This window comes from Mycobacterium sp. 852002-51057_SCH5723018 (genome assembly GCF_001667035.1).
GTDB lineage: Bacteria > Actinomycetota > Actinomycetes > Mycobacteriales > Mycobacteriaceae > Mycobacterium.
On sequence record NZ_LZIR01000078.1, the window covers coordinates 1 to 21,115 of the forward strand.

Annotated in this window: 19 protein-coding genes and 3 pseudogenes; 12 read left to right on the forward strand and 10 right to left on the reverse strand. The window is 66.6% G+C overall.

What is annotated here, in order from left to right; genetic code table 11:
• Window positions 1–114 precede the first annotated feature (114 nt).
• Window positions 115–1,530 (forward strand): annotated as a pseudogene (locus A5764_RS16600) (ABC transporter permease); the annotation flags it as partial.
• A gap of 365 nt (window positions 1,531–1,895) precedes the next feature.
• On the opposite strand, the pseudogene A5764_RS29435 reads toward A5764_RS16600, so the two are convergent.
• The 6 genes and pseudogenes from A5764_RS29435 to A5764_RS28405 all read right to left on the reverse strand — a co-directional run.
• Window positions 1,896–2,415 (reverse strand): annotated as a pseudogene (locus A5764_RS29435) (PPE family protein); the annotation flags it as partial.
• A 50-nt stretch (window positions 2,416–2,465) separates the two neighbouring features.
• The gene (locus A5764_RS16610; RefSeq protein WP_082951752.1) at window positions 2,466–3,167 is read right to left on the reverse strand and encodes a class I SAM-dependent methyltransferase; all 702 of its coding nucleotides are present in this window, start codon (window positions 3,165–3,167) and stop codon (window positions 2,466–2,468) included.
• A complete protein-coding gene (locus A5764_RS16615; protein WP_067114663.1) occupies window positions 3,164–3,733 on the reverse strand; it encodes a DUF4389 domain-containing protein in 570 nt (189 codons plus the stop codon). The genes A5764_RS16610 and A5764_RS16615 overlap by 4 nt, the downstream gene beginning before the upstream one ends.
• 56 nt (window positions 3,734–3,789) lie before the next feature.
• A complete protein-coding gene (locus A5764_RS16620; protein WP_067114664.1) occupies window positions 3,790–4,971 on the reverse strand; it encodes an NAD(P)/FAD-dependent oxidoreductase in 1,182 nt (393 codons plus the stop codon).
• Window positions 4,972–5,102: 131 nt separating this feature from the next.
• Complete coding sequence (locus A5764_RS16625) at window positions 5,103–5,987, reverse strand: SDR family NAD(P)-dependent oxidoreductase (protein ID WP_067114609.1); 885 nt, start codon at window positions 5,985–5,987, stop codon at window positions 5,103–5,105.
• Window positions 5,988–6,044: 57 nt separating this feature from the next.
• Window positions 6,045–6,308, reverse strand: a complete 264-nt coding sequence (locus A5764_RS28405; RefSeq protein WP_156664723.1) for a hypothetical protein — start codon at window positions 6,306–6,308, stop codon at window positions 6,045–6,047.
• 232 nt (window positions 6,309–6,540) lie between these two features.
• Between A5764_RS28405 and A5764_RS16630 the strand changes: the two genes are divergently transcribed.
• From A5764_RS16630 to A5764_RS16640, 3 genes are all read left to right on the forward strand, one after another.
• On the forward strand, window positions 6,541–7,344 hold the full coding sequence (locus A5764_RS16630; protein ID WP_067114610.1) for a SigB/SigF/SigG family RNA polymerase sigma factor: 804 nt from the start codon (window positions 6,541–6,543) through the stop codon (window positions 7,342–7,344).
• 103 nt (window positions 7,345–7,447) lie between these two features.
• The gene (locus tag A5764_RS16635; protein ID WP_067114665.1) at window positions 7,448–8,068 is read left to right on the forward strand and encodes a hypothetical protein; all 621 of its coding nucleotides are present in this window, start codon (window positions 7,448–7,450) and stop codon (window positions 8,066–8,068) included.
• A gap of 49 nt (window positions 8,069–8,117) precedes the next feature.
• Window positions 8,118–8,609: a DUF2231 domain-containing protein gene (locus A5764_RS16640; RefSeq protein WP_067114611.1), complete on the forward strand. Its 492-nt coding sequence runs from the start codon at window positions 8,118–8,120 to the stop codon at window positions 8,607–8,609.
• Here the strand turns inward: A5764_RS16640 and A5764_RS16645 are convergent.
• The gene (locus tag A5764_RS16645) at window positions 8,606–9,724 is read right to left on the reverse strand and encodes a sulfite oxidase (protein ID WP_067114666.1); all 1,119 of its coding nucleotides are present in this window, start codon (window positions 9,722–9,724) and stop codon (window positions 8,606–8,608) included. The genes A5764_RS16640 and A5764_RS16645 overlap by 4 nt on opposite strands.
• A 163-nt stretch (window positions 9,725–9,887) precedes the next feature.
• Between A5764_RS16645 and A5764_RS16650 the strand changes: the two genes are divergently transcribed.
• Entirely contained in the window at window positions 9,888–10,829 is a 942-nt protein-coding gene (locus A5764_RS16650) for a LysR family transcriptional regulator (protein WP_067114612.1), read from the forward strand.
• A gap of 189 nt (window positions 10,830–11,018) precedes the next feature.
• Here A5764_RS16650 and A5764_RS16655 read toward each other — a convergent pair whose 3' ends face one another.
• Window positions 11,019–11,495 (reverse strand): nitroreductase family deazaflavin-dependent oxidoreductase, encoded by a 477-nt coding sequence (locus A5764_RS16655; protein ID WP_067114613.1) that lies wholly within the window; start codon window positions 11,493–11,495, stop codon window positions 11,019–11,021.
• A gap of 166 nt (window positions 11,496–11,661) precedes the next feature.
• On the opposite strand from A5764_RS16655, the gene A5764_RS16660 reads away from it, so the two are divergent.
• From A5764_RS16660 to A5764_RS16680, 5 genes are read left to right on the forward strand one after another with little or no spacing between them, the layout of a single operon-like run.
• The gene (locus A5764_RS16660; protein ID WP_067114614.1) at window positions 11,662–12,339 is read left to right on the forward strand and encodes a TetR/AcrR family transcriptional regulator; all 678 of its coding nucleotides are present in this window, start codon (window positions 11,662–11,664) and stop codon (window positions 12,337–12,339) included.
• Window positions 12,336–13,559, forward strand: coding sequence for a cytochrome P450 (locus A5764_RS16665; protein WP_067114615.1), 1,224 nt, complete (start codon window positions 12,336–12,338; stop codon window positions 13,557–13,559). Before A5764_RS16660 ends, A5764_RS16665 begins: the two co-directional genes overlap by 4 nt.
• Before the next feature lie 28 nt (window positions 13,560–13,587).
• Entirely contained in the window at window positions 13,588–14,754 is a 1,167-nt protein-coding gene (locus A5764_RS16670) for an amidohydrolase family protein (protein WP_067114616.1), read from the forward strand.
• Between the two features lies 1 nt (window position 14,755).
• Window positions 14,756–15,991, forward strand: coding sequence for a Xaa-Pro peptidase family protein (locus A5764_RS16675; RefSeq protein ID WP_067114617.1), 1,236 nt, complete (start codon window positions 14,756–14,758; stop codon window positions 15,989–15,991).
• Window positions 15,981–17,114: a Xaa-Pro peptidase family protein gene (locus A5764_RS16680; protein WP_067114618.1), complete on the forward strand. Its 1,134-nt coding sequence runs from the start codon at window positions 15,981–15,983 to the stop codon at window positions 17,112–17,114. The genes A5764_RS16675 and A5764_RS16680 overlap by 11 nt, the downstream gene beginning before the upstream one ends.
• 1,221 nt (window positions 17,115–18,335) lie before the next feature.
• On the opposite strand, the pseudogene A5764_RS16685 reads toward A5764_RS16680, so the two are convergent.
• A pseudogene (locus A5764_RS16685) lies at window positions 18,336–18,612 on the reverse strand (sensor histidine kinase); the annotation flags it as partial.
• Window positions 18,613–18,627: 15 nt separating this feature from the next.
• On the opposite strand from A5764_RS16685, the gene A5764_RS16690 reads away from it, so the two are divergent.
• Together A5764_RS16690 and A5764_RS28410 are read left to right on the forward strand one after the other, a co-directional pair.
• Window positions 18,628–19,056, forward strand: coding sequence for a phage major capsid protein (locus A5764_RS16690; RefSeq protein ID WP_067114620.1), 429 nt, complete (start codon window positions 18,628–18,630; stop codon window positions 19,054–19,056).
• Between the two features lie 75 nt (window positions 19,057–19,131).
• Window positions 19,132–19,788 (forward strand): hypothetical protein, encoded by a 657-nt coding sequence (locus A5764_RS28410; protein WP_156664725.1) that lies wholly within the window; start codon window positions 19,132–19,134, stop codon window positions 19,786–19,788.
• A gap of 53 nt (window positions 19,789–19,841) precedes the next feature.
• Here the strand turns inward: A5764_RS28410 and A5764_RS16695 are convergent, their stop codons facing one another.
• On the reverse strand, window positions 19,842–20,765 hold the full coding sequence (locus A5764_RS16695) for a DUF5655 domain-containing protein (RefSeq protein ID WP_067114621.1): 924 nt from the start codon (window positions 20,763–20,765) through the stop codon (window positions 19,842–19,844).
• Window positions 20,766–21,115 lie beyond the last annotated feature (350 nt).

Genomic DNA, 21,115 nt, shown 5'->3' on the forward strand with positions numbered 1-21,115 from the left:
CCGTTCCCCCTTGTCCCGCTCCCCCCCGCCCCCGCCACGGGGGGTCCCCCCTCTTCGAATGCGCGCCCCTCCTCCCCTCATACCGGCCGCCGTCGTGGGGGGCCCGGGCCCCCCAGCGGGGCGGCCTCGGCGATGGCGGCGCGTCAGGTGTACAAGGTCGCACCGATCGAGGCGCTGGCGCCGGTTGGGGTTTCGGCCGCGGACCGCGTGCCGCGCTGGTTGCGGGCCGCGTGCGGGGTCGCGGCCGTCGTCGTTTTCACGGCTGCCGTCGTGCTGGTGCTGCACCAACGAGGCGTCGTGGCCTTCGTCGCGATGTCGGCGGTGTTCTCGGCCGAGATAGCGCTTGGCTTCGCCCTCACCGTGCCCATCGTCAAGGCCACGGCCGCGACGGCCCGGATCTTCGGCTCCGTAGGGGCGCTGGCCGCGGCGACCATCGAGCGCGCGCCGCGCAGGGTGTGGGCGACGGTGATGACGGTGCTCATCGCGGTGGTCACCACCGTCACGATCACCGGCACCAACGCCGACATGATCTCCTCGGCGCGGGGCATCTTCTCACCGGTCGCCGACGTCCCCGTGTGGGTGAGCGCGAATCCCCCGGACAGCTACCCCAGTGACGCTCTGCCGCAAGGCCTTTCCGAGAAGCTGGCCGCGTTGCCGGGAGTGCAGCGCGTCACCGCTGGCGCGGCCGGGTTCGCCGAGGTCGGCGGCACCCGCGTCATGCTCGACGGGTTCTCCTCGGGAAGCGCCGATCCGCTGTACCGCGCGCTCGACGACCGCGTTCGCGACCAGGTGCTCGCCGGCCGCGGCGTGGTGTTGTCGCAGAATCTGGGAAAGACCTTGCGCGTCCGGGTCGGCGAGCAATTGCGGATGCAAACGCCCCATGGCGTGCGCCAGACCACCGTCCTGGCGTTGGTGCCGTACTTCTCGACGGTCATCGGCACGGTCGGGATGAGCCTCGATCAACTGCGCTCGTGGTTCGACCGCCCGGTGGCGACCACGCTCGAGATCGCCGCCGCGCCGGGTGTGGACCCCAACCGGCTGCTGGCCGATGTGCGCCGGGCCGCGCCGCCGCCGACCTACGTGTATGACGGTGGCGCAAAGCTCGCGGGCCTGGAGGCGCCGATGCACCAAAGCATGTTCATCGCGAACGCCGTGTGGATCATCGTCGTGTTCGTCGCCGCGGTCGCGCTGCTCAACACGCTTACGCTGTCCGTGTTGGAGCGGCGCCGCGAGATCGGCGTGCTTCGGGCGATGGGATCCAGCCGCCGGTTCACGTTGCGGATGGTGCTGGCCGAGGCGGCGGGCATCGGGGTCGTCGGAGGTGCGCTGGGCTTGGCGTTCGGGCTGACGGATCAATGGTTGTTCAGCCTGGTGAGCGGGGACATGATGAATTTCCAGGTCGCCTTCCGGCCCAGCTCCATGGCGCTGGTCTTCACCGTGGGCGCGCTAGCGATCAGCCTGCTCGGCTCGGTGCCCCCCGCGCGGCGCGCGGCGCGGCTGAACATCATCGAAGCCGTCAGCGTCGAGTAGCCCCGCCGGCGGGCGAAATCAGAAGCCGAGCGGAAGCAGCGCGGTGAACAGCGGGGCCAACGGATCGGTCACCGGGAGGGCGATCGAGCTGTTCAGGAACGGCGCAACCGGGCTTTGGAACGTCAGGATCGTCTGCCCGGGCACCCCCAGGCCCAGCGTCGGTTCGGCCCCAGAGGTCACCGCCGCGTTGAAGAGCGGGCTCACGATGTTGGTCGCGACGAAGTTGTTGTCGTCGGGATCGGCGAGCGAGGTGGTCGAGAACAAGCCCCCGAAATTGGTGGTTTGGCTCATGAAGTCGGGGTCGCCGGGCACCGGGTTGGTGACCGGCGGCAGGCCCAGCGCCGTGGCGAGCCGCGTGGCCAGGCCGTTGAGCGACTGCTGCCATGGCGGCAGCTGCGCGACGGCGGCCGAGGCCCCGGAGTGATAGCCGGCCATCGCCGCCACGTCCTGGGCCCACATTTGCTCATACTCGGCCTCGACGGCCGCGATCGAGGGCCAGTTTTGCCCGAACAGGTTCGACATCACCAACTGCACCAGCCCGTTGCGGTTGGCGGCCACCAGCAATGGGTGCACCGTCGCGGCCTGCGCAGACTCAAACGCTCCGGCCACGGCGCGCGCCTGTCCGGCCGCCCCCGACGCCTGGGTCGCCGCCGCACCAAGCCACCGCGCGTACGGGGCCGCCGCGGCCGACATCGCCGCCGCCGCAGGGCCCTGCCACGCTTGACCCGTCAGGCCCGACGTGACCGACGAAAACGACGACGCGGCAGACCCCAATTCGGAGGCCAGCTGGTCCCACGCCGTGGCCGCGGTCAGCATCGGGGCCGAACCCGCACCGGAGAACATCCGCGCCGAATTGATTTCCGGCGCCAACATCGAATAGTTCATCACCACAGTCCATTTCTCGGCGGCCCGCGACGATCACGCCGGCGGCATCCTCACCGACGACGTGCCCCGTGTTCCACTAAACGAGATCCACACCCGAATGGTTCAGTGTGATCTACATCACACGATGGGCCGCCTTCGATGGCGGTGGCGAAGCCCTGCAGGTGCGGTTTGCACGGGAACGGCACTGGAGTTCGCACGCTGCGCAGCCCGCTGGTATCGAAACCGGCAGCGGCGATGGCGTCGACGGTTCGGCGGTTCGGGTTGCAACCGGAGGCCAACCAGGACCATGGCTTGGCGACCAGGTCCTGCAGCCGGCCCATCGTCCCTTCCCCGCGGACATGTTCGAGGACGACCAACCTGCCCCCCGGGACCAGCACGCGCCGGATCTCGCCCAGCGTGGCGGCTACGTCGTCGACCGAGCACAGCACCAGGCCGGTGTGGACAGAATCAAAACTGTTGTCCGGGAACGGAATCGACTCCCCCGTCCCGTCGACGATATCGACCGCGGTGCCGTGCCGGTCGGCCAGGCGAGCCGCCATCCGCCGAAATGCGGCCGCCGGTTCGACGGCGGCGACCGACGTCACCGCGGGCGGCACAAACTTCAGGTCGGTCCCGGGTCCCAGCCCGACCATCAAGAGCCGCCCGGTCGCTTGCGCGATCGCGGCCCGCCGATAGCGGTTGTAGAAAAGCCGGTCGAAGATCGGCTGACCGAGCCGATAGACGTAGGGGAACAACGGGTTTGCGCGCGTTATCTGCTACCTAGATCCAGTCGGAACGGTGGATATTCGTCACGCATCAACGATACATAGACCGCCACCCGGTAGCGCCAGCGGACGAGACCCATGAGGAGGTCGAACATGCCGGGATGGACCTTGCCGGTGCACAGCAACCACACCGCCGAGGTCACGCAAAGCACTTGCAGCAGGGGTTCCATCGACCAGCACAGGAGTATTTGTGGAAGCCCGAGCAGCCACCATTTCACCAGTACGGACCATCTCGCGAGCCGCTCGGGATAATCAACCTGCAGATCGCCGGGATAGTCGGGGCGTGAGGCCAGCGTGAACGGCGGGTATTTATCGGTGCTGTTCATCGGGAAGCGGTAGTTCATCACCCGCCACGACCAGCGCAGCACGCCCACGTTGAAGTCGAAGATGGGCCGGGGGTAGCGCCCGGTACCCAGGATCGCGACACCGGCAACGATCGTCAGCAGCGGATACACCAGATAAAGGAGTATCAGGATCGGGTAGTGCGGGACGGCCAGTAGGCACCACTTGACGAGGCATAGCCAGCGCGAGGGTGCCTCGAGATCACCGCGCACCCGCACGGGATCGGGCGTCGTGGGGGCCGCGCTCAGTTCCGCGGTTTGAGGAGCGGTCACGGGCGTCTCTCCGCGGGAGCCAGGGTCCGGAGGCCACGGTCGATCTTCGCCGACATCCGGCGGTGGCTGGTCCAGCGCAGGAACGCGGTCAGCATCGAGGTGTGCAGCCCGTCGGAGAGCAACGCCGCGGGGCGCAGCACCGACTCACTGTGCGCAACTTGCAGCGACGCCACCCGCGACACCGGCCCGACCCGACGGCGCCTCGTCTTCTCGTACCTGCGCAGCGCCCGTGAAAGCTCGCCGTCGCCGCCCGGCCCGCCGGATAGGGCCGAAAGCGCCTTGCACAACACCATCGTGTCCAGCAGCGCCTGGTTGGTTCCCTGCGCAAGGGTCGGCGGCATTGTGTGGGCGGCGTCGCCGAGCAGTGTCACCGGGCCAGGGTGCGACGCACGGGACATCGGATGCCGAAAATGTGGGTACGGCGAACCGACCAGATGTTCGTCGGTCAGACGGTTGAGTACCAGGTCGACGGAGTCCGACCAGCCGCTGAAGGTGGACCGGATCAATTCGATCGGACGGCGCGGGCTGACGAAGTCGTGGGACCACGGCATGTCGAACCACCACTGCACGTCGCAACCGCCCGCGGGCCACACGCCGCTGTTTCCCCGCTCGCCGATGACGATCATCGCTGCACCCTTGTCGGCGAGTTCGGGAAGCGTGACCAGGCCCTGCCAGCTGCACCAACCCGTCGGCTCAGCGGCGGGTGCCCCGACGACATCCCGAACGATCGAATGCAAGCCGTCGGCACCGATCAGCAGATCGCCCTCGACGGTGTCGCCCTCTTCGAACTCGACCCGCACGCCTGCGGGCGTGGTGTCGACGCTCACCACGCGGCGGTTGCACCGGATGCGGTCGGCCGGGAAGCCGTCCAGCAGCCGTTCCAGCAGCACACGGCGCGGGACCATCCGAACCGGTGCACCCAGCCGGTTCACCATCGCGGTCACATCCAAGGTGGCCAGCCGCCGCCCACCAGAGGTCATCACCCGCACGCTGGAGAGCAATTGGCCGGACCCGTCCATGTCGACGCCCAGCTGCCGCAGCACGGTCTCGCCGTTGGACCAGGTAGTCACGGCCCCGCCACCGGCGCGCGTGTCTTTGCGCCGATCAAAGATGGTGACATCGTGGCCGTCGCGCAGCAGCCCCCTGGCGACGGAAATGCCGCTCACGCCGGCGCCGATGACAAGTACCCGAAGCGGCCGGCGCGTTGGCCCTCGAACCTCGAGGGCTTCGGCCGGTGGGCGCTCGGATGCCTCGCTGGGGCTCCCCACTCTGGGGATACGGAGGCGCGCGGCGATCGGTTCAATCCGGATCAGGCCGGCGTGCCACCGATCATCCCGTGCAGGTCGTCGATCGACCATGGTTCGGCGTCGTGGTGGTCGCGATAGCCCAGCACGCGTGGCGCCGGCCGGTCGAAGCTTCCGACGAATCCGCCCGCAGCGACGAAGATTTGACCGGTCACGCCGCGCGCCATGTCGCTGGCCAGGTAGGCGTAGAGCGGGGCCACAAACGTCGCGGGAGCGCTATCCAACGAGGCCCGCATGGTCATCTCGTCCAGCAAGCCCCGGCGGTACAGGTCCTCGATGTGTTGTTCGTACTGCACACCGGAAGACAACCGGGTCCGCGCGCCGGGGCACACCACGTTGGCCCGCACACCATGGGGCTTCAGTTCTGCTGCGATGGCCGTCGTCAGACCGTTGACGGCGCCCTTGCCGGCAGGGTAGCCGGTGCCGCCGTAGTCGCCGAGAAATGCCACCGAGCTGGTGTTGACGATCGAGCCGTGCCCCTGTGAGGCCATCACGCGGGCCGCCATCCGGCAGGTGTGGAACGCCGTGCCGAGGTGGGCGCTGATCAGGTGGTCGAATTCGTCCGGCGAGATGTTCAGGATCGAAGAACCGGCCGGTTCGGCGATGCCGGCGCAGTTGATCAGGGCGTCGAGCCGCCCGAACGTGTTCATGCATTCGTCGACGAGCGCGGCGGCTGTTCGCTCCTGGTCTGCGGCCCCGACCACGGGTGCGGCTCGTCCGCCCGACTTCGTGATTGCCGCGACGGTCTCGTCCACGGCCTCGGCGTCGCGGCCGTTGACCACGACGCCGGCGCCCAGATTGCACAGCAGTTCGGCGACCGCACGTCCGATGCCGCGGCTGCCGCCGGTCACCACCACGCCGCGCCCCGCCAGTAGCTCGTGGCTAGTCATTGCCGCGGCTCCGGAACGCGTTGTGCCCACGCTGTTCTCGATGCACCGTCGCGACCATCAGCCGAACAGTAACGGGCCGACCCGAAAATGAGAACCGGCCCGGCGCAGCGTGGCTATCGCTGCGCGCTCGTCGGTCCCGGGCTGGGCAGCGTCGACGATTTTAAGGCGGTGGCCCCAGCGAACTTTCGAAACGATCGTCGGTCGACTTCCCGATTGCCATGCGCCGATCAATCGCGGCTTCATGCTGGCAGGCGTATAGTTGGCCGGGAAGTCCGCTCTGGACATGTCGCCGTTTAGCTCAAAGCGGTTATTCAGCCGCACGGCTGTTGGGCTTGGAAGTGGCTCCGGCGATATCAGCAAGTCACCCGCCCCTCATCATTGCGTGCGCTGACAACCGACTGATCCCGCGGACACGGGTGCAGCGACAGTGACGGTAGAGGCAACTGCGAAGTCGCCCGCTGCACGATCCAGAGGAAGTGGGCCCCGCCATGCAAACCCATTCGTGCGCTTATGTTTTACCGCTGCGTCGCATCCAGAAGACGCGCGTCAGCCGATGACCGATGTAGCGGTCCCGACCCGCGCTACCCGAACAACCAGCACCGATGATTCCTACGACGACGTTGTCGACATGTTCATGGTGCTGCGCCAGCTGCCCGCCGAATCCCATGAGTACCAGCGGCAGCGCGAGCGCATCGTGGCCCGATGCCTGCCCCTCGCCGATCATGTGGCCAGCCACTTCGCGCGCCGCGGCGAAAACCTCGAGGACCTGACCCAGGTCGCCCGACTGGGGTTGATGAATGCCGTCAACCGGTTCGACCCGTCCAAAGGACCCAGCTTCATCGGGTTCGCGGTTCCGACCATGATGGGCGAGGTTCGGCGTTACTTTCGCGACTACAGCTGGGGCATGCGGGTGCCGCGCCGGTTGCGCGAACTGCACGTCCAGATCAGCAGGGCCACAGGCGATCTGGCACAGCGGCTGGGGCGCGCACCCACCGCCGGCGAGCTTGCCCAGCTGCTGGAAGTGCCCCGCGAGGAAATCGTCGAATGCCTCGTCGCGGGCGATGCCTACCGGCTGGATTCCCTGGACGCGCCCATGAGTCCCGACAGCTCGGGCAAACCCCGGGTAGTGGCTGACGCGGTCGGTGGTGTCGATCCGCAAATCGAGCACATCACCAACCGGGAAGCGGTGCGAGCCCTGGTGTCGGCGCTCCCGGAACGTGAACGTCAGGTGCTGCACATGCGATTCTTCGAGGCGATGACCCAAAGCCAGATCGCCGAGCGAATCGGCGTGTCGCAGATGCAGGTCTCACGCATCCTGGCCCACACCCTGAGCTCCCTGCGCGACCAATTGGAGTGACGGTTTCATCGCGGCCGGGACCTTCGGGGCGGAGCGATGTACTGTGCGATTCGGGAACGAGTCGACTGTCTCGCCAGAAAAGGTCCAGAAGGAGCGCGATGCGATGAGGATTTCTCGGACGGTGGTCGCGGGCGTCGCGGCGGCGACGGCGCTGACGGTTTCGGTGGCCGGTTGCGGCAGCAAGCCGGCACCACAGCCGTCGACTTCGGGATCCGCGACGTCGGCGCCGAAGACCAGCGGTTCGGCGCCGGCTTCGTCGGCGCCGGCGCAGCCGACCGACTACACCGGGCTGCTCATCCAGGCTTCAGACATCAACGCCCCGATCAAATTCAACGGCAGCCCGCCGACCGCCAACCCGAACGGCCAGCCGGGCGTCGCGACAACCTTCAGCACCGACGACGGCAGCCACGTCATCAAAGACACCATCCTGGTGTTGGCGGATCCCGGCGCCGCCACCGACGCGCTCAACGCGGCGAAGGGTGGGCAGGGTAACGCCGTGACGAACCCGAAGACGGCGCCGTTCAACGTTGGCGCTGGCGGCACCACGCTGACCGGGAACTCGCCGGACAACTCCAAGGGCGTATTGGTATTGCTGTTCACCGAGGGCAAGGCGTTCGTCACGCTGGAATTCGACGGCCCCGTTGACTCGCTCCCGCCGGAGGAGTTCGTGACCGACGTGGCGCAGAAACAGGACGCGGCCGTCAAGAAGGGGCTCGGCGGCTGACCGCCCGGGTTGACTTCGGCGCCGCCACAGCAAGGGGCGGCGCAGTTCGATGACCATCATCGGCAACCTGCCCGCTCATGCGCTGTGGCTGCATTTCGTCGTGGTGCTGGCGCCCCTGACCGCCCTGCTCGAGCTCGTGTGCGGCTTGTGGCCGGCCGCCCGGCGGGGCCAATTGTTGTGGGTCACGCTGGCGCTGGCCGTTGCCACGATGGTGCTGACGCCCATCACCATCAACGCCGGGGAATGGCTGTATGGACTGAGGGCCAAGCCCAGCCCGATCCTGCGCGAACACGCCGACCGTGGCGAGTCGATGATCTACTTCTCGGCCGCTCTGCTGGCGGTCGCGATCGGACTGGTGCTGCTGCGCTTGCTCGAACGACGATCCGCCAACCGCCGGACGGTGACCCGGGTCATCGCGGGCTTAGTCGTTCTGGCCGTCGGGGTCTCGGCCACGATCCAGGTTTACCGCATCGGTGATGCCGGCGCCCAGTCGGTGTGGGGCGGCGAGATAGCGCGCCTGAAGAAGGCCAACGGAAGTTAGCCGGATCCACCCGACATCACGTTCAGCGCGACGCGGGCCCACGCGTTGTTGCCGTATCCGCGCGGATTCCACAGGGACGCAGCGGATTCCGGCTGCAAGGCACCCGTGTCGTCCCAGGCGCGGGCGGTGATGCGCAGCGGTCCCGGCGCGACGTCGACGAGCAGTGACCATGGCCGCCAGGACCATTTACCGGGCGCGGCGTGTAGCTCGGCCTGCCGCCAGCTGAGTCCGTCGTCGAGGGACACGTCGACTCGCTCGACGCTGCGGCCGTCGCCGGCGATGCCATAGCCGCGAATGGTCAGCTGACCCGGCGCCACCCGCTCGTCATCGGTGGGATCGAGGATGTCGCAGCTAAGCGCCAGAGACGACAACGAGATTCCCTCCCCCGCCGCGACGGAATCGGCGTCGGCGTCCGGCGGCAGGATCCGGTAATCGTGCGATTGAAAGTAGTTCTGCGACGGGCCCGGTTGGACCGTGATGTCGGTGACCCACTTGACGCTGCGGGCACCGATGTACCCGGGAACCACCAGCCGTACCGGGCCGCCGTGGGCCCGGGGCAGCGGTTCGGAATTCATCTGCCAGGCGAGCAGAACTTCCGGCGACATCGCCTTCTTGAGCGGGATCGACCCGCCGTAGGGCTGTGCGGGCTTGGCTTCCTCGGCTATGTCGGGAGCCTCGAACGCGACGTGCAGCCCGTCATCTCGGTCCGCCCCCGCGGCGGCCAGGACGTCGGCCAGCCGGACACCGCGCCACTCGGCGGTCGAGATTGCCCCGTGCGCCCACGGCTCTTTGCCGGGTATGGGCCGCACCCGCAGCAGCTCGGCGCGCCGATTGCCCGCGCACACCAGCGTCGCCACCACACGGTGCTGGGTGTATTCGGTGGTCAGCTGGTCGTAGGTCAGGACGAGCGGCCGCTCCACACGCCCATCGACCGTCAATTGCCACTGTGAGGGCGCGATGTCGGGGAAAGGGCCGTGATTGCGGGCATAAAACGCGTCGACCGGGGTGATGTCGCTGCCGGCCAGTACCGCCGGCGGCGGTTCGGCGTTGTACGGATCGTTGCTATGCACGACCATCTCACCGCGCTTGCCCCACAGTGCCGTGGTAGGCGTCATGGCGATCATTCTTACCGTCTCTCGCTCGGCTGGCGTTACGAGAAATCGTTCCTCGTTTCGACGGCCGGCGCCAGGGGTGCCCACCTTGTGGGCTCACAAGCCTGCGTTGTGGCCTGGTGACGCTCACAAGTATGACTTGTAGGCTGTCCGTCGGAGGATCGTGATGCCGCTTAGCGCCCATATGCCAGACCTTTCCGCGCTGGAGATATTCCTGGCGATCGCCCGCACCGGCAGTATTGGCGCCGCGGGCAGGGAATTCGGGCTGACGCAGCAGGCGGCGTCGGCGCGGCTGGCATCGATCGAGGCTCAGACCGGCGTCGTGTTGGTCGTCAGGACGCCGCGCGGCTCGCAGCTGACAGCGGCCGGGGTTGTCGTGGCCGAGTGGGCGGATCGATTGCTCGACGTCGCCCAACACGTGGACGCCGGGTTAGCATCACTGCGATCCGAAAGGCGCAGGCGCGTCCGGGTCGCGGCCAGCCTGACGATCGCCGAACAACTCATGCCCCGGTGGCTGGTGTCGCTTCAGGTTGCGGCCCGCCGACTCGGCGCCAGCAGTCCCGAAATCATCATGACCGCGACCAACAGCGACCACGCAATCGCCGCCGTGCACGACGGCACCGCGGACCTGGGCTTCATCGAGACCCCTTATCTGCCAAAGGGATTACACACCCGGGTAGTCGGGCACGACGAGCTTGTGCTGGTGGTGGCCGCCGACCACAAGTGGGCTCACCGCCAGCGGCCCCTGTCCGCCGCGGAACTCAGCCGCACACCGCTGGTGTCCCGCGAACCGGGGTCGGGGACCCGCGATGCGTTGACCGCCGCCCTCCGGCGGGCGTTGGGCGAGACAGCGCCCCAAGCGCATCCTGCCCTCGAGCTGTCCTCGGCGGCCGCGGTCCGTGCCGCGGTGATCGCGGGCGCGGGCCCGGCCGTCATGAGCCGGCTGACGGTCGCCGACGACCTCGCCATCGGGCGGCTGCGGACGGTCGCCGTCCCCGAGTTGAACCTGAGCCGCCGCCTCCGCGCCATCTGGGTGGGCGGACGCACACCGCCGGCGGGGGCCGCCCGGGACTTGCTCACCCACATCAGCGCCCAGGCCGCTCGTTAGCAGCTTTTCCCGCCATCTGATCCATCGCCGAACGTGCAGCCACCGCGAAAAATTGCCCCAGAATTCGCAACCAGTACACGTTCGGTGGCGCGAGAAGCTTAGCCGCCCCCGAAAGGTTTTCTCGGCCAGCCCATTCGATCGACTGCCGGTAGCGGGGCAGCACCGGTTGGACACCGATGCGCCATCGCATCACGCGGTGGGCGTCAGAAGAAACAGGCGAAATTCGCGGCCGCCGGCTCGATCCTGGGCGATCTGATAGTTCGGCCAATGCGCCAGGACCTCGGCCCACGCCCGGTCGCGTTCTTCGCCGGCGAGCAACCGCACGGTGGCGGTGAAGCCATGGCCCCGCCTGCGCACGCTGACGCGTTCTGCCGCTTTGAGATTCGCCGACCACGACGGGTGACGTTCCCGGCCCCAGTTGGAGCCGACCACCAGCAACCCCTCCTCGGCGGGCACGTATTGGACCGTGGCCGTGCGGGCCAGCCCGGTTTTGCGTCCCGAGGTGGTGAGCTGCACGTTGGGCAGGCCGGTGAGGTCCAGGACGCCGAGGCGTCCAGCGGTGACGAACCGAAGCAGGGCTTCGAGCAAGTCGGCGATCCGTCTCCCTCTGAGCACCAGCCAGCGGTATGCCGTCGGGTTTCGCGCCACCCGCTGCAGCGGATTCACGCGATCACTGTATTCCCCGCGACCGCGGAGCGGGCATCGCCACGATGAATTCATCTTGACCGCGGACGATTTCGGATGCGCCGGCCGGGATAGGACGGCCGACCCTCCGTCGCCACGATTAAATAAATCGCTTGATTTAAGCCGTAGGCCGGGGTTCACTGGGGCGATGACCGCCGAGCGGATCGCCCGCTCCCCCAGATCGACGGGCACCCGTGAGGCGCTCTTGTCGGCCGCCGAGGTGCTGTTCGCCGAGCGCGGCATGTACGCCGTGTCCAACCGACAGATCAGCGAGGCCGCCGGCCAGGGCAACAACGCCGCCGCGTGCTATCACTTCGGGACGAGGACCGATCTGCTGCGCGCGATCGAAAGGAAGCACCGGCAGCCGATCGAGGCGTTGCGCACGCAGATGCTGGCCGACGTCGGTGATTCGACCGACCTGCGGGATTGGGTGAGCGCATTGGTGCGCCCCCTCACCGATCACCTCGCCGCGCTGGGCACCCCCAGCTGGTACGCGCGGTTCGCCGCGCAGGCGATGGCCGACCCCACGTACCGCCACGTCGTCACCAGGGACGCGCTGACATCCCCGATGCTGGTGAGAACGATCGACGGCATCAACCGTTGCCTCCCCGACTTGCCCAGGCGAGTGCGCCACGAGCGAATCGTGATGGTGCGCAACGCGCTCATGCACACGTGCGCCGAGCACGAGGGCGCGCTGGCCGAGCACGGGCCGCCGTCGCGTTCCAGCTGGCCGGTCGCCGGCGAGGGGCTCATCGACGCGATCGTCGGCCTGTGGCGCGCGCCGGTCCATGTGAGCGCCGCCGATGAGAACCGAGGAGGACGATGACCGACATCCCCACCGCCACCGAGATCCCCGAGTTTCCCATGACGCGGGCACCCGGTTGCCCGTTCGCGCCGCCTCCGACGGTATTGCAGTTCAACGCCGATAGGCAGTTGAGCAGGGTCCGGATCTGGGACCGCAGCACACCGTGGCTGATCCACGGCTACGACGCGACACGGGCGTTGTTCGCCGATTCGCGCGCCAGCGTCGACGACCGGCTGCCGGGCTATCCGCACTGGAACGAGGGAATGCTGGCGACGGTGCACACCCGGCCGCGCTCGGTGTTCACCTCCGACGCCGAAGAGCACACCCGATTTCGCCGGATGCTGTCAAAACCGTTTACCTTCAAGCGTGTCGAAGCGCTTCGCCCCGCGGTGCAGAAGATCACCGACGACCACATCGACGCCCTGCTGGCGGGGCCGCGGCCGGGCGACATCGTCAACACCCTGGCGCTGCCGGTGCCGTCGCTGGTCATCAGCCAACTGCTCGGCGTGCCCTACGAGGACGCGGACTTCTTTCAGCAGCAAGCCCACCGGGGCATGGGCCGCTACGCAACCGCCGAGGACACGGCGCAGGGTGCCGCCTCGTTGGCGAAGTACCTGGCGAACTTGGTCCGGGCCAAGATGCAAAGCCCCTCCGAGGATTTGGTGTCCGACCTCGCCGAGCGGGTCAACGCGCAAGAGCTCAGCGTGCGCGAGGCCGCGCAGTTGGCCACCGGGGTGCTCATCGCCGGGCACGAGACCACCGCGAACATGCTCAGTCTGAGTGTGGCGGCCCTGCTGGAGCACCCCGATCAGCTGGAGCTGATGCGCGACGCCGACGACCCGAAGGTCATCGCCACCGGCGTGGAGGAGCTGATGCGGTATCTGAGCATCATCCAGACCGGTCAGCGTCGCATCGCCGTCGAGGACATCGAGATCGGCGGGGAGACCATCCGGGCCGGCGAGGGCATCATCCTCGACGTCGCGCCGGCGAACTGGGATGACCGCCAGTTCCCCGACCCGGACCGGTTGGAGCTGCGCCGCGAGGACGGCCCGCACGTCGGATTCGGTTACGGCCGCCACCAGTGCGTTGGTCAGCAGCTGGCCCGGATGGAATTGCAGATCGTTCTGCCCACCCTGCTGCGCCGCATCCCGACGCTGCGGCTCGCGGTGCCGCTCGACGAGCTTCCGTTCAAACACGACTCGCTGGCCTACGGTGTTTACGAGCTGCCCGTCACCTGGTGAGAGAGGCGATCGGAACGAAGGGACGCTGATGCCTGGTCAAACCCGAACCCTGTATCCGGAGGGCGTGATCGGCGCGCCCAAGCACCGCCGCGGGCGCGCCGCGGAAGCGACCACCGGCCTGCCCGCCGGGACGGAGGTCTTCTCGGCCGACAACCACATCTCGGTGGCCGACGACATCTTCTACGAGCACTTCCCCGACGACCTGAAGGACTATGCCCCCCGGATCTGGTACGAGGACGGCGCATACCTGCTCGGTCGCCCGGGCCAGTCGATGGTGGTCGGCGATTTCAGCGCCGTGCTCATGCAATACGACGACCTTGCCGGCGCGGCCACCAACAACATCGACGCCCGCATCCGTGAGCTCGCCGAAGACGGGATCGACAAGGAATTGGTCTTTCCCAACGCGGTGCTAGCCCTGTTTCACTATCCCGACAAAGACCTGCGCGAGCGGATTCTGCGTATCTACAACGAACACGTCGCCGGCGTACAGGAGCGCTCTGGCGGCCACTGCTATGGGGTCGGTTTGATCAACTGGTGGGATCCGCGCGGCGCTCGGCGCACGCTGGCGGAGCTGAAGTCGTTGGGGCTCAAGACGTTTCTGATGCCCCTGAACCCGGGCAACGACGACAACGGCCACGTCATCGACTACTCGAGCGCGGCGATGAGCGCCGTGTGGGACGAGATCGAGGAGGCCGGGATGCCGGTCACCCACCACATCGGCGAAAGCCAGCCGAAGTGCCCGAGCGAGGTCAACAGCGTCGCGGTTGCCATGATGGTGAACATCGACTCGTTTCGGGAGATGTTCTCCAAATACATCTTCGGCGGCATCCTCGACCGGCATCCCGGGTTGCGGGTCGGCTGGTTCGAGGGTGGAATCGCTTGGGTGCCACCGGCTCTGCAAGACGCCGAACACGTCTTGGCCTCCTACCGGCACATGCTCAAACACCACCCCGAGCGCGAGATCCGCTACTACTGGGACAACCACATGTGCGCCTCTTTCATGGTCGACGGCCTGGGCCTCGACCAGATCGACGACATCGGAATCGACAAAGTGATGTGGTCGTCCGACTATCCGCACAACGAAAGCACTTTCGGCTACTCGGAAAGGTCGCTGGCCGCGGTGGTCGACGCCGTCGGTCCCGAGGACGCCGTGCAGGTCGTCAGCGGCAACGTCAGAAAGTTTCTGGGCGTTTAGCATGAGTCACTCACTCACGGCCCGGGGCTCGGTGATCGACATTCCGGATGAGCCGGATTGGGCGCGCATGCGTTCGGAGATCGGCGCACGGCTTCGCGGTGCGATGGCCGACCACGGCGTCGACGCGCTCGTCCTGTTGATGAACGGCTACGTAGGCTATGCGACTGGCGCAATTTGGCCCTTGCTCGACGCCGGCCTTTCGCATGTCGAGCGCCCGGTGGCGGTCGTACTGGCCGACGACGAACATCCACACCTGTTCATGCCGTTTCGCGGCGGCGCCACCGCGGAGCAGCCGGTGCCCGAGGACCATCTGCACGGCCCGGTTTATCTCGAATTCGACCAGGGGGTAGCGGAATTCGCCCGCGTGCTGGCCGATTTGATCCCGCGGGACGCGACCGTCGCCGTCGACGAGCTGACCGGCGCCATGCGGCGCTCGGCGGCCACACTGTTCGGACCGACGCCGCCGTACGACGCGGCGATCGTCGTCGGCGCGGCCCAGTTGGTCAAGACCCGCGACGAGATCTCCTGTCTGCGCCGTGCCTCGCGCATCACCGAGGAGGCCGTGGTGGACGTGCAGAAGGCGTTGACGCCGGGGGTTCGACAGATCGACCTTTCGGCGATGCTGGTGCGCCGCGCTTTCGAGCTGGGCGCCACCACCAACATGCTCGAGGCCATCTGGCAGGTGATGCCCAGCTCGCGGGAGGCCGGTGTGTGGACGACCCACGGTGATCTCGCGCTGCCCCTGCTCCCCACCGCGCGCGAACTGGCCGCCGGCGATGTGTTGTGGACCGACATCAGCATCAGTTACGCCGGATACTGCTCGGACTTCGGGCGAACCTGGCTGGTCGGTGCCGAACCTACGCCGCGGCAGCGGGACCAATTCCGTCAGTGGCGCGCCATCCTGGACGCGACGCTGTCGGTCACCAAGGCCGGTGCCACGTCGGGTGACCTGGCGCGCGCGGCGATCGCTGCCAACGGCGGCCGCAAGCCGTGGCTGCCGCACTTCTATCTGGGCCATGGTATCGGCACCTACCCCGCCGAAGCGCCGATGATCGGCACCGATCTCGGCGAGGAATTCGACGACAACTTCGTCTTCCCGGCCGGCATGGTCCTGGTGCTCGAGCCGGTGGTGTGGGAGGACGGCACGGGCGGCTATCGCAGTGAGGAGATCGTGGTGATCACCGAGGACGGCTACACGCCGATCACCGACTACCCCTACGCACCCTATGGCGACTGAGGTCGCGCCCGACCCCCGCCCGCTGCGGACGGGGCGCCGGGAACGGGCCCTGGCCCAGATGGACGCGCACGACCTCGACGTCTTGGTGTTGGGGCGACAAGCCAATGTCCGCTATGTCACCGGCGCGCCCCAACTCTGGATAGCCGGGACCAGGCCGTTCGGCCCGGTCTGTGTGGTGGTCCGCGCCACCGGGGACATCTACCTCAACAGCACCGACGACGAGGGGGTTCCCGACGAGATCGGCCGCGACCACCTCTACGGGCTGGCCTGGAATCCCATGACCCTCGTCGGGGTGTTGAAGAGCATCGAGGGCGCGGCGTCGGCGCGGCGGGTCGGAACCGATGCGATTACACCGACTTTCGCGGCGTTGCTGCCCGAGGCGTTCCCGAATGCCGAACTCGTCGACGCCGAGCCGGCCATGCGCGCGGCGCGCCGGATCAAGACGCCCGACGAGATCGCGGCGATGGGCCCGGCGCTGCGTGTGGCCGAGCGTGGAATCGCCGCTGCCGTCGCGGAATTGCGGCCGGGGCGCTCCGAACGCACGCTCACCGGGGCCGTGCTCGAGGCCATGGCCGCCGGCGGGGTGAGCACCCCGGCCACCCAGGACGCCGCGTGGGTGACGCCGCGGGAGCACCCATGGCGGCGCCCGGGTGCCACCGGCGAGGTGAGGGCTGGCGACCTGGTGGCATTGGCTGCCGGCGCGCTCGCGGACGGGTATGTCGGCGAGGTCGGCCGGACCTGGGTGGCCGGCGATGCCGCCGACGGGCCGGCCCGCAAGCTCTTCGGCCGCTCGAATGCCTTGCACGAAAGGTTGATCGGCGCCTGCCGTCCCGGCGCACCGGCCAGTGGGCTGCTCACCGCCTACGAGGCGGTCGGCGAGGCGCTGCCGCCCATGGCCGTCGCGCACGGGCTGGGCCTGGGTTTCGATCCACCCGTCGTGACCGAAACCCTATGTGCGGCTGGCGAAGACGACCGCCTCGACGCCGGGATGGTGCTCGCGGTAACCGGCTACGTGTGGCAGCAGGGCGTGGGGGCGGTGTTCCGCCGTGACACCGTCTACATCACCGAGGAAGGCGCCGAGGTGCTGACCGCCAGCCCGTTGTGGGATGGGGCCGGCCGATGAGGCATTGCGGGCGGAGCGCTTTGTAGAACAACACCACTCGCGCGGCCAGGGGGTGCGGAGGCGTCAGATCTCGCTAATCCCTTGTGTCACAGTAGGTTCGAGTCCTGCGGGGGGCACAACTGTCTTCGCAGCTCAGAGCCTATTTTTGAGGTCGGACTGAATCGCCGCACGATATACGCATGACATAGCTTCCGCAGTTCAAGCGAACCACTGTTTGCTACGAACAGAGCCGCCACCTGGACGCGCTGCGCCTCGGTCAGAGCGGTGGCCACCCGGCGACGGCGGCGCGAATCTTCACGTTGGAGATAGAAACGTCAGCCCATCTGCTGCATTCGGCGACGACGCTTGTACTTTCGCGACTTGTTATGGCGTTCACGGCACTCGGCGCAGCGGCAACCCGAGTCGTAGGCGAGGTCGCTTCCCCGGCTGCGATCCTCCCGCCGAGTTCGCCGACATCGACCACCCCCTCCCTTGCCGCTGGGGCAGCGACTTTCGCGGCCGGTCGGCTCTAGCCTCCCCAAGGATTTCCCAAGGACTTCGCCGCAGAATCGGATGCGCGGCCCAACACGAGGTGCCCTCGACCACAACATAAGGAGAAGTCATGAACACCAACCCAAAAGGAAACCCACTGATCAAGCGCAGGTTTGTCGCGATACCCGCCACCATGATGGCGTTCGGCGGTCTGGCGCTTGCCGGACTCGGCGCCGGGTCCGGCGTCGCACAAGCCCTGCCCTGTTCTAACGACGTTACGGACGTAGACTACTGCGGTCACGTCGGCGGCGGAGGCGGCGGCCACGGCCACAGCCCATTCGGTACTGGTCCCGGTCAGATTGACCTCACCCCCGGCGTTACGAAAAACGGTCCGATTAATCTCACACCGGGCGTTGGACCGGCCACCGCGCCGGGAGCCGGTCCAGCTTGTTTACCCCCTCGGCGGCCCCTTGTTCCTCACGTTCACTGCTGACGGACAAGCACCGGATAGGTCACAGCAAGAGGCCCGCGCCGTGGGTTGGCGGGGGCCTCTCCTGTGCGTTGTTGCTACGGCTGCCTGAGGCGGGCCACCGTTGCCTTCGGGAGAGTATTCTTTCCGCAGTCGGTACCACCTGAAGACTTTCTGGGCCGGCTGGCGCGATGAACAACACCCAGATGGCACGCCAGTTGCCGGTGTCGCCCGTGACGACCACCAGTCCGCGTGACTCCAGCGACCGGATGGCCTTGCACTCAGCCGGTGAGTGGGATGGTGACGTGCAGCGACGTGCCGATTCCCGACGGACTGACGACCTCCATGTGACCGCCTAGCACTTCGACGCGGTCCGTAAGCCCGATGAGTCCGGAGCCTTTGCGGGAATCGGCTCCGCCGATGCCGTCGTCCTGAATCGACAGGCACAGATCGTCGTCTTTGATTTCTGCGCAGACCTTCACCTCGGGGGTCGGGAATATTTGGCGGCGTTGGTCAGCGCTTCGGCACCACGTAATAGGCGGCTACCTCGACCGAATCGGCCACACCGTAGGCTTGCTCGCGACGAGTGGGATTCTGACGCACACGGTCGCTACCGGCGAGACAGCTTTGGACGCTGTTGAGAGCAGCATCGCCGCGCTGCGCACCGGCCCAGCCCTGGCCGCGGCAAATGTGCTTGTGCTGCACCCGAATACGTGGTACGCGATGCGTAAAGCCACGGACAACTACGGCCGGTATTTGATCGCGCCGGACCCGACCCGCGACGTCACCGATAGCTTGTGGGGTGTGAGCGTCTTGCAAACCACGCAGATCGCGCCCGGCGCGGCTGTCCTGCTGGACACTAGCAAGTTCGGCCGTATCCATTTGCGCGAGAGTTTGTCGTTACGCGTGGGGTTTGCTAACGACGACCTGATCCGGAATTTGACTAGTTCGTCGCCGAGGAGCGGTGGTTGCTGGCTGTCGAGCGGCCGGCGGCCGTCCTAAGTGTGACCGGCTTACCGACCTCGTAGAAGCTGGGTGTGTGTCACCATCATCGTGTAGAGATGTGGATCTATGAGCATGAGTGATCCGACGCTCGGGATCAAATTCCCGAAGGGGAAGCTACGGTCCGCGACAACGCAATTGCCGGCGAATGTTAATCCAGGTGTGTGGACAAAGTACCGCTCGGTGGCCGACGTGCCTCTTCCCCAATCGATCCATCGGTCAGACCTCGCCAAGCTCGCTGCTAAGACGGATTGGCCGAACGACGATCAGGTTCGAAAGCTGTTTGTGATGACTATGGCTTGGGGGTCAGGGACGACGAATGGTCGCGGCCCGCGATACACAGAAGCGGCGTTGAGCAGTGTGGAGAAGCCGGCGCTCAGGGCCCTTCGTGAGGCGCGGAACCTGCTGCAAAGTAGCGACATCGCAGGCGCATACGATTGCGCCTCGCAACTGGACGGTGTTGGTCCACCATTCCTTACGAAGTGGCTCTGGGTGGTCGGCACGACCGTGAAGACTCCATGGACTCCTCTGATCCTCGACAGCCGCGTGTGGAAAGGACTCAGGCAACTCAGGTGGGACAGTCAGCGGGCTGCTAATTCAAACCGGTGGGGCGACCGCTACGTCGCCTACCTGAAGGCATGCGCGGCCTGGGCTTCGCAGCTCCGAGAAGAGCTTCCGGAAGGAACGACGCCAGAAGACATCGAATACTCATTGTTCATGTGGACAACCTGACTTCAACCATCTCTAATGGCCGTCCGGCAGCCCTTCTGCACTCCCAGGGCACGTCAGCTGTTGGCGTAGCTCATCGCGAGAAGCGGCTCGGCCTGAGCTAGCTGCGCATTGTCGGTGATCCGAATCTCGAGATCGCCTGTCCCGTAGTGACCGATCTTGCTCATATCTCGCGTGAAACCATCGACTAGCTCGACAGTCGTTGGGTCAACTTTGGCGTAGACGACGAGTGTGTTCGAGTAGGGATGTAGTTCGACACAGGCGAAGTTCTTGATCCTTCGGTATGCGAAGTAGAACTTCCTCTCGGTCTTTGTGACGTCGTCGCCCATTCCTACTAGCAACGCGTCGAGGTCCCTGAATAAGTCGAGAAATGCGGGTTGACCTTCCGCAAGCAGTTGTGCCGCTGTCTTCTCCACTTGCTGCGATCGTGGACGAGCCGGCGCGGAGCTGCCACTTGCGTCATCGTCAGCCATAGGGTTGGTCGTCGATGTGAGAAGTTCGAAGGCAATTAACTCGCCGCCGAAGTCGCGGTAACGAATCAACTCGATGCTTCTCTGAATCTGTTCCACCGCATACTCGTCGTACTGATTGAAATCGCCGGCGATGCAGAGGAGCCTTGGATTCCTCCAGTCGATCTCTAGCTTCTCGGTGGGGAGCGACTTCATGACCAATAGTTCGAACTCGGCTTTGTGGTCCATCAGCCAGTCCAGGTAGAACAAGCCCTGATTCACGACGTTCTCATTCCTGGACCGCTTGTACTCGAAGATGACCGGCGATCTGTTCTCGTCTATGCCGATCGAGTCGATCCTTCCCTTGTGCTTCCGGCCGGTGGAGTATTCCGACGCAAGGAACTTGACGCCGAAGAACGTCTCCATGTTCGCCTCGATCAGGTGCTGGAGGTGACGCTCAAGCTCCATCGCGGAGCCCTTCAACTCCTCTGCCTTGGAGTTGACGATGCGGAACAGCTTCAGATCGCTCATGTCTGATATCTACCCGAACGCGCCACCGCTCCCACCCGGTGGGGGCCGAAAGCTGCCCGTGATGTGCAGTCGAGACCGGTAGGGGCGCGAAACGCTCGGCGGCGCGCCTCGTCGCGACTCGGTAAGCGATCTGCTGTCTCCCCCGACGTCATGTTTGCAGGCGATTTGCGTCGAACCCGCACGTCACATGGTGCATCGAGCAGACTTCCGTAAAGTTCCCCCCTTATGACTTGAGGCGACGATCTCCGACTGTGCGCACAAGCGCAGTAGCGGGTTTGCCTTAGGGCCGGTTCCGAGGTTTTACCTGGCTCCACCGCAGGAAAATTACCGGCCCTTCAGGTGAATCCGAC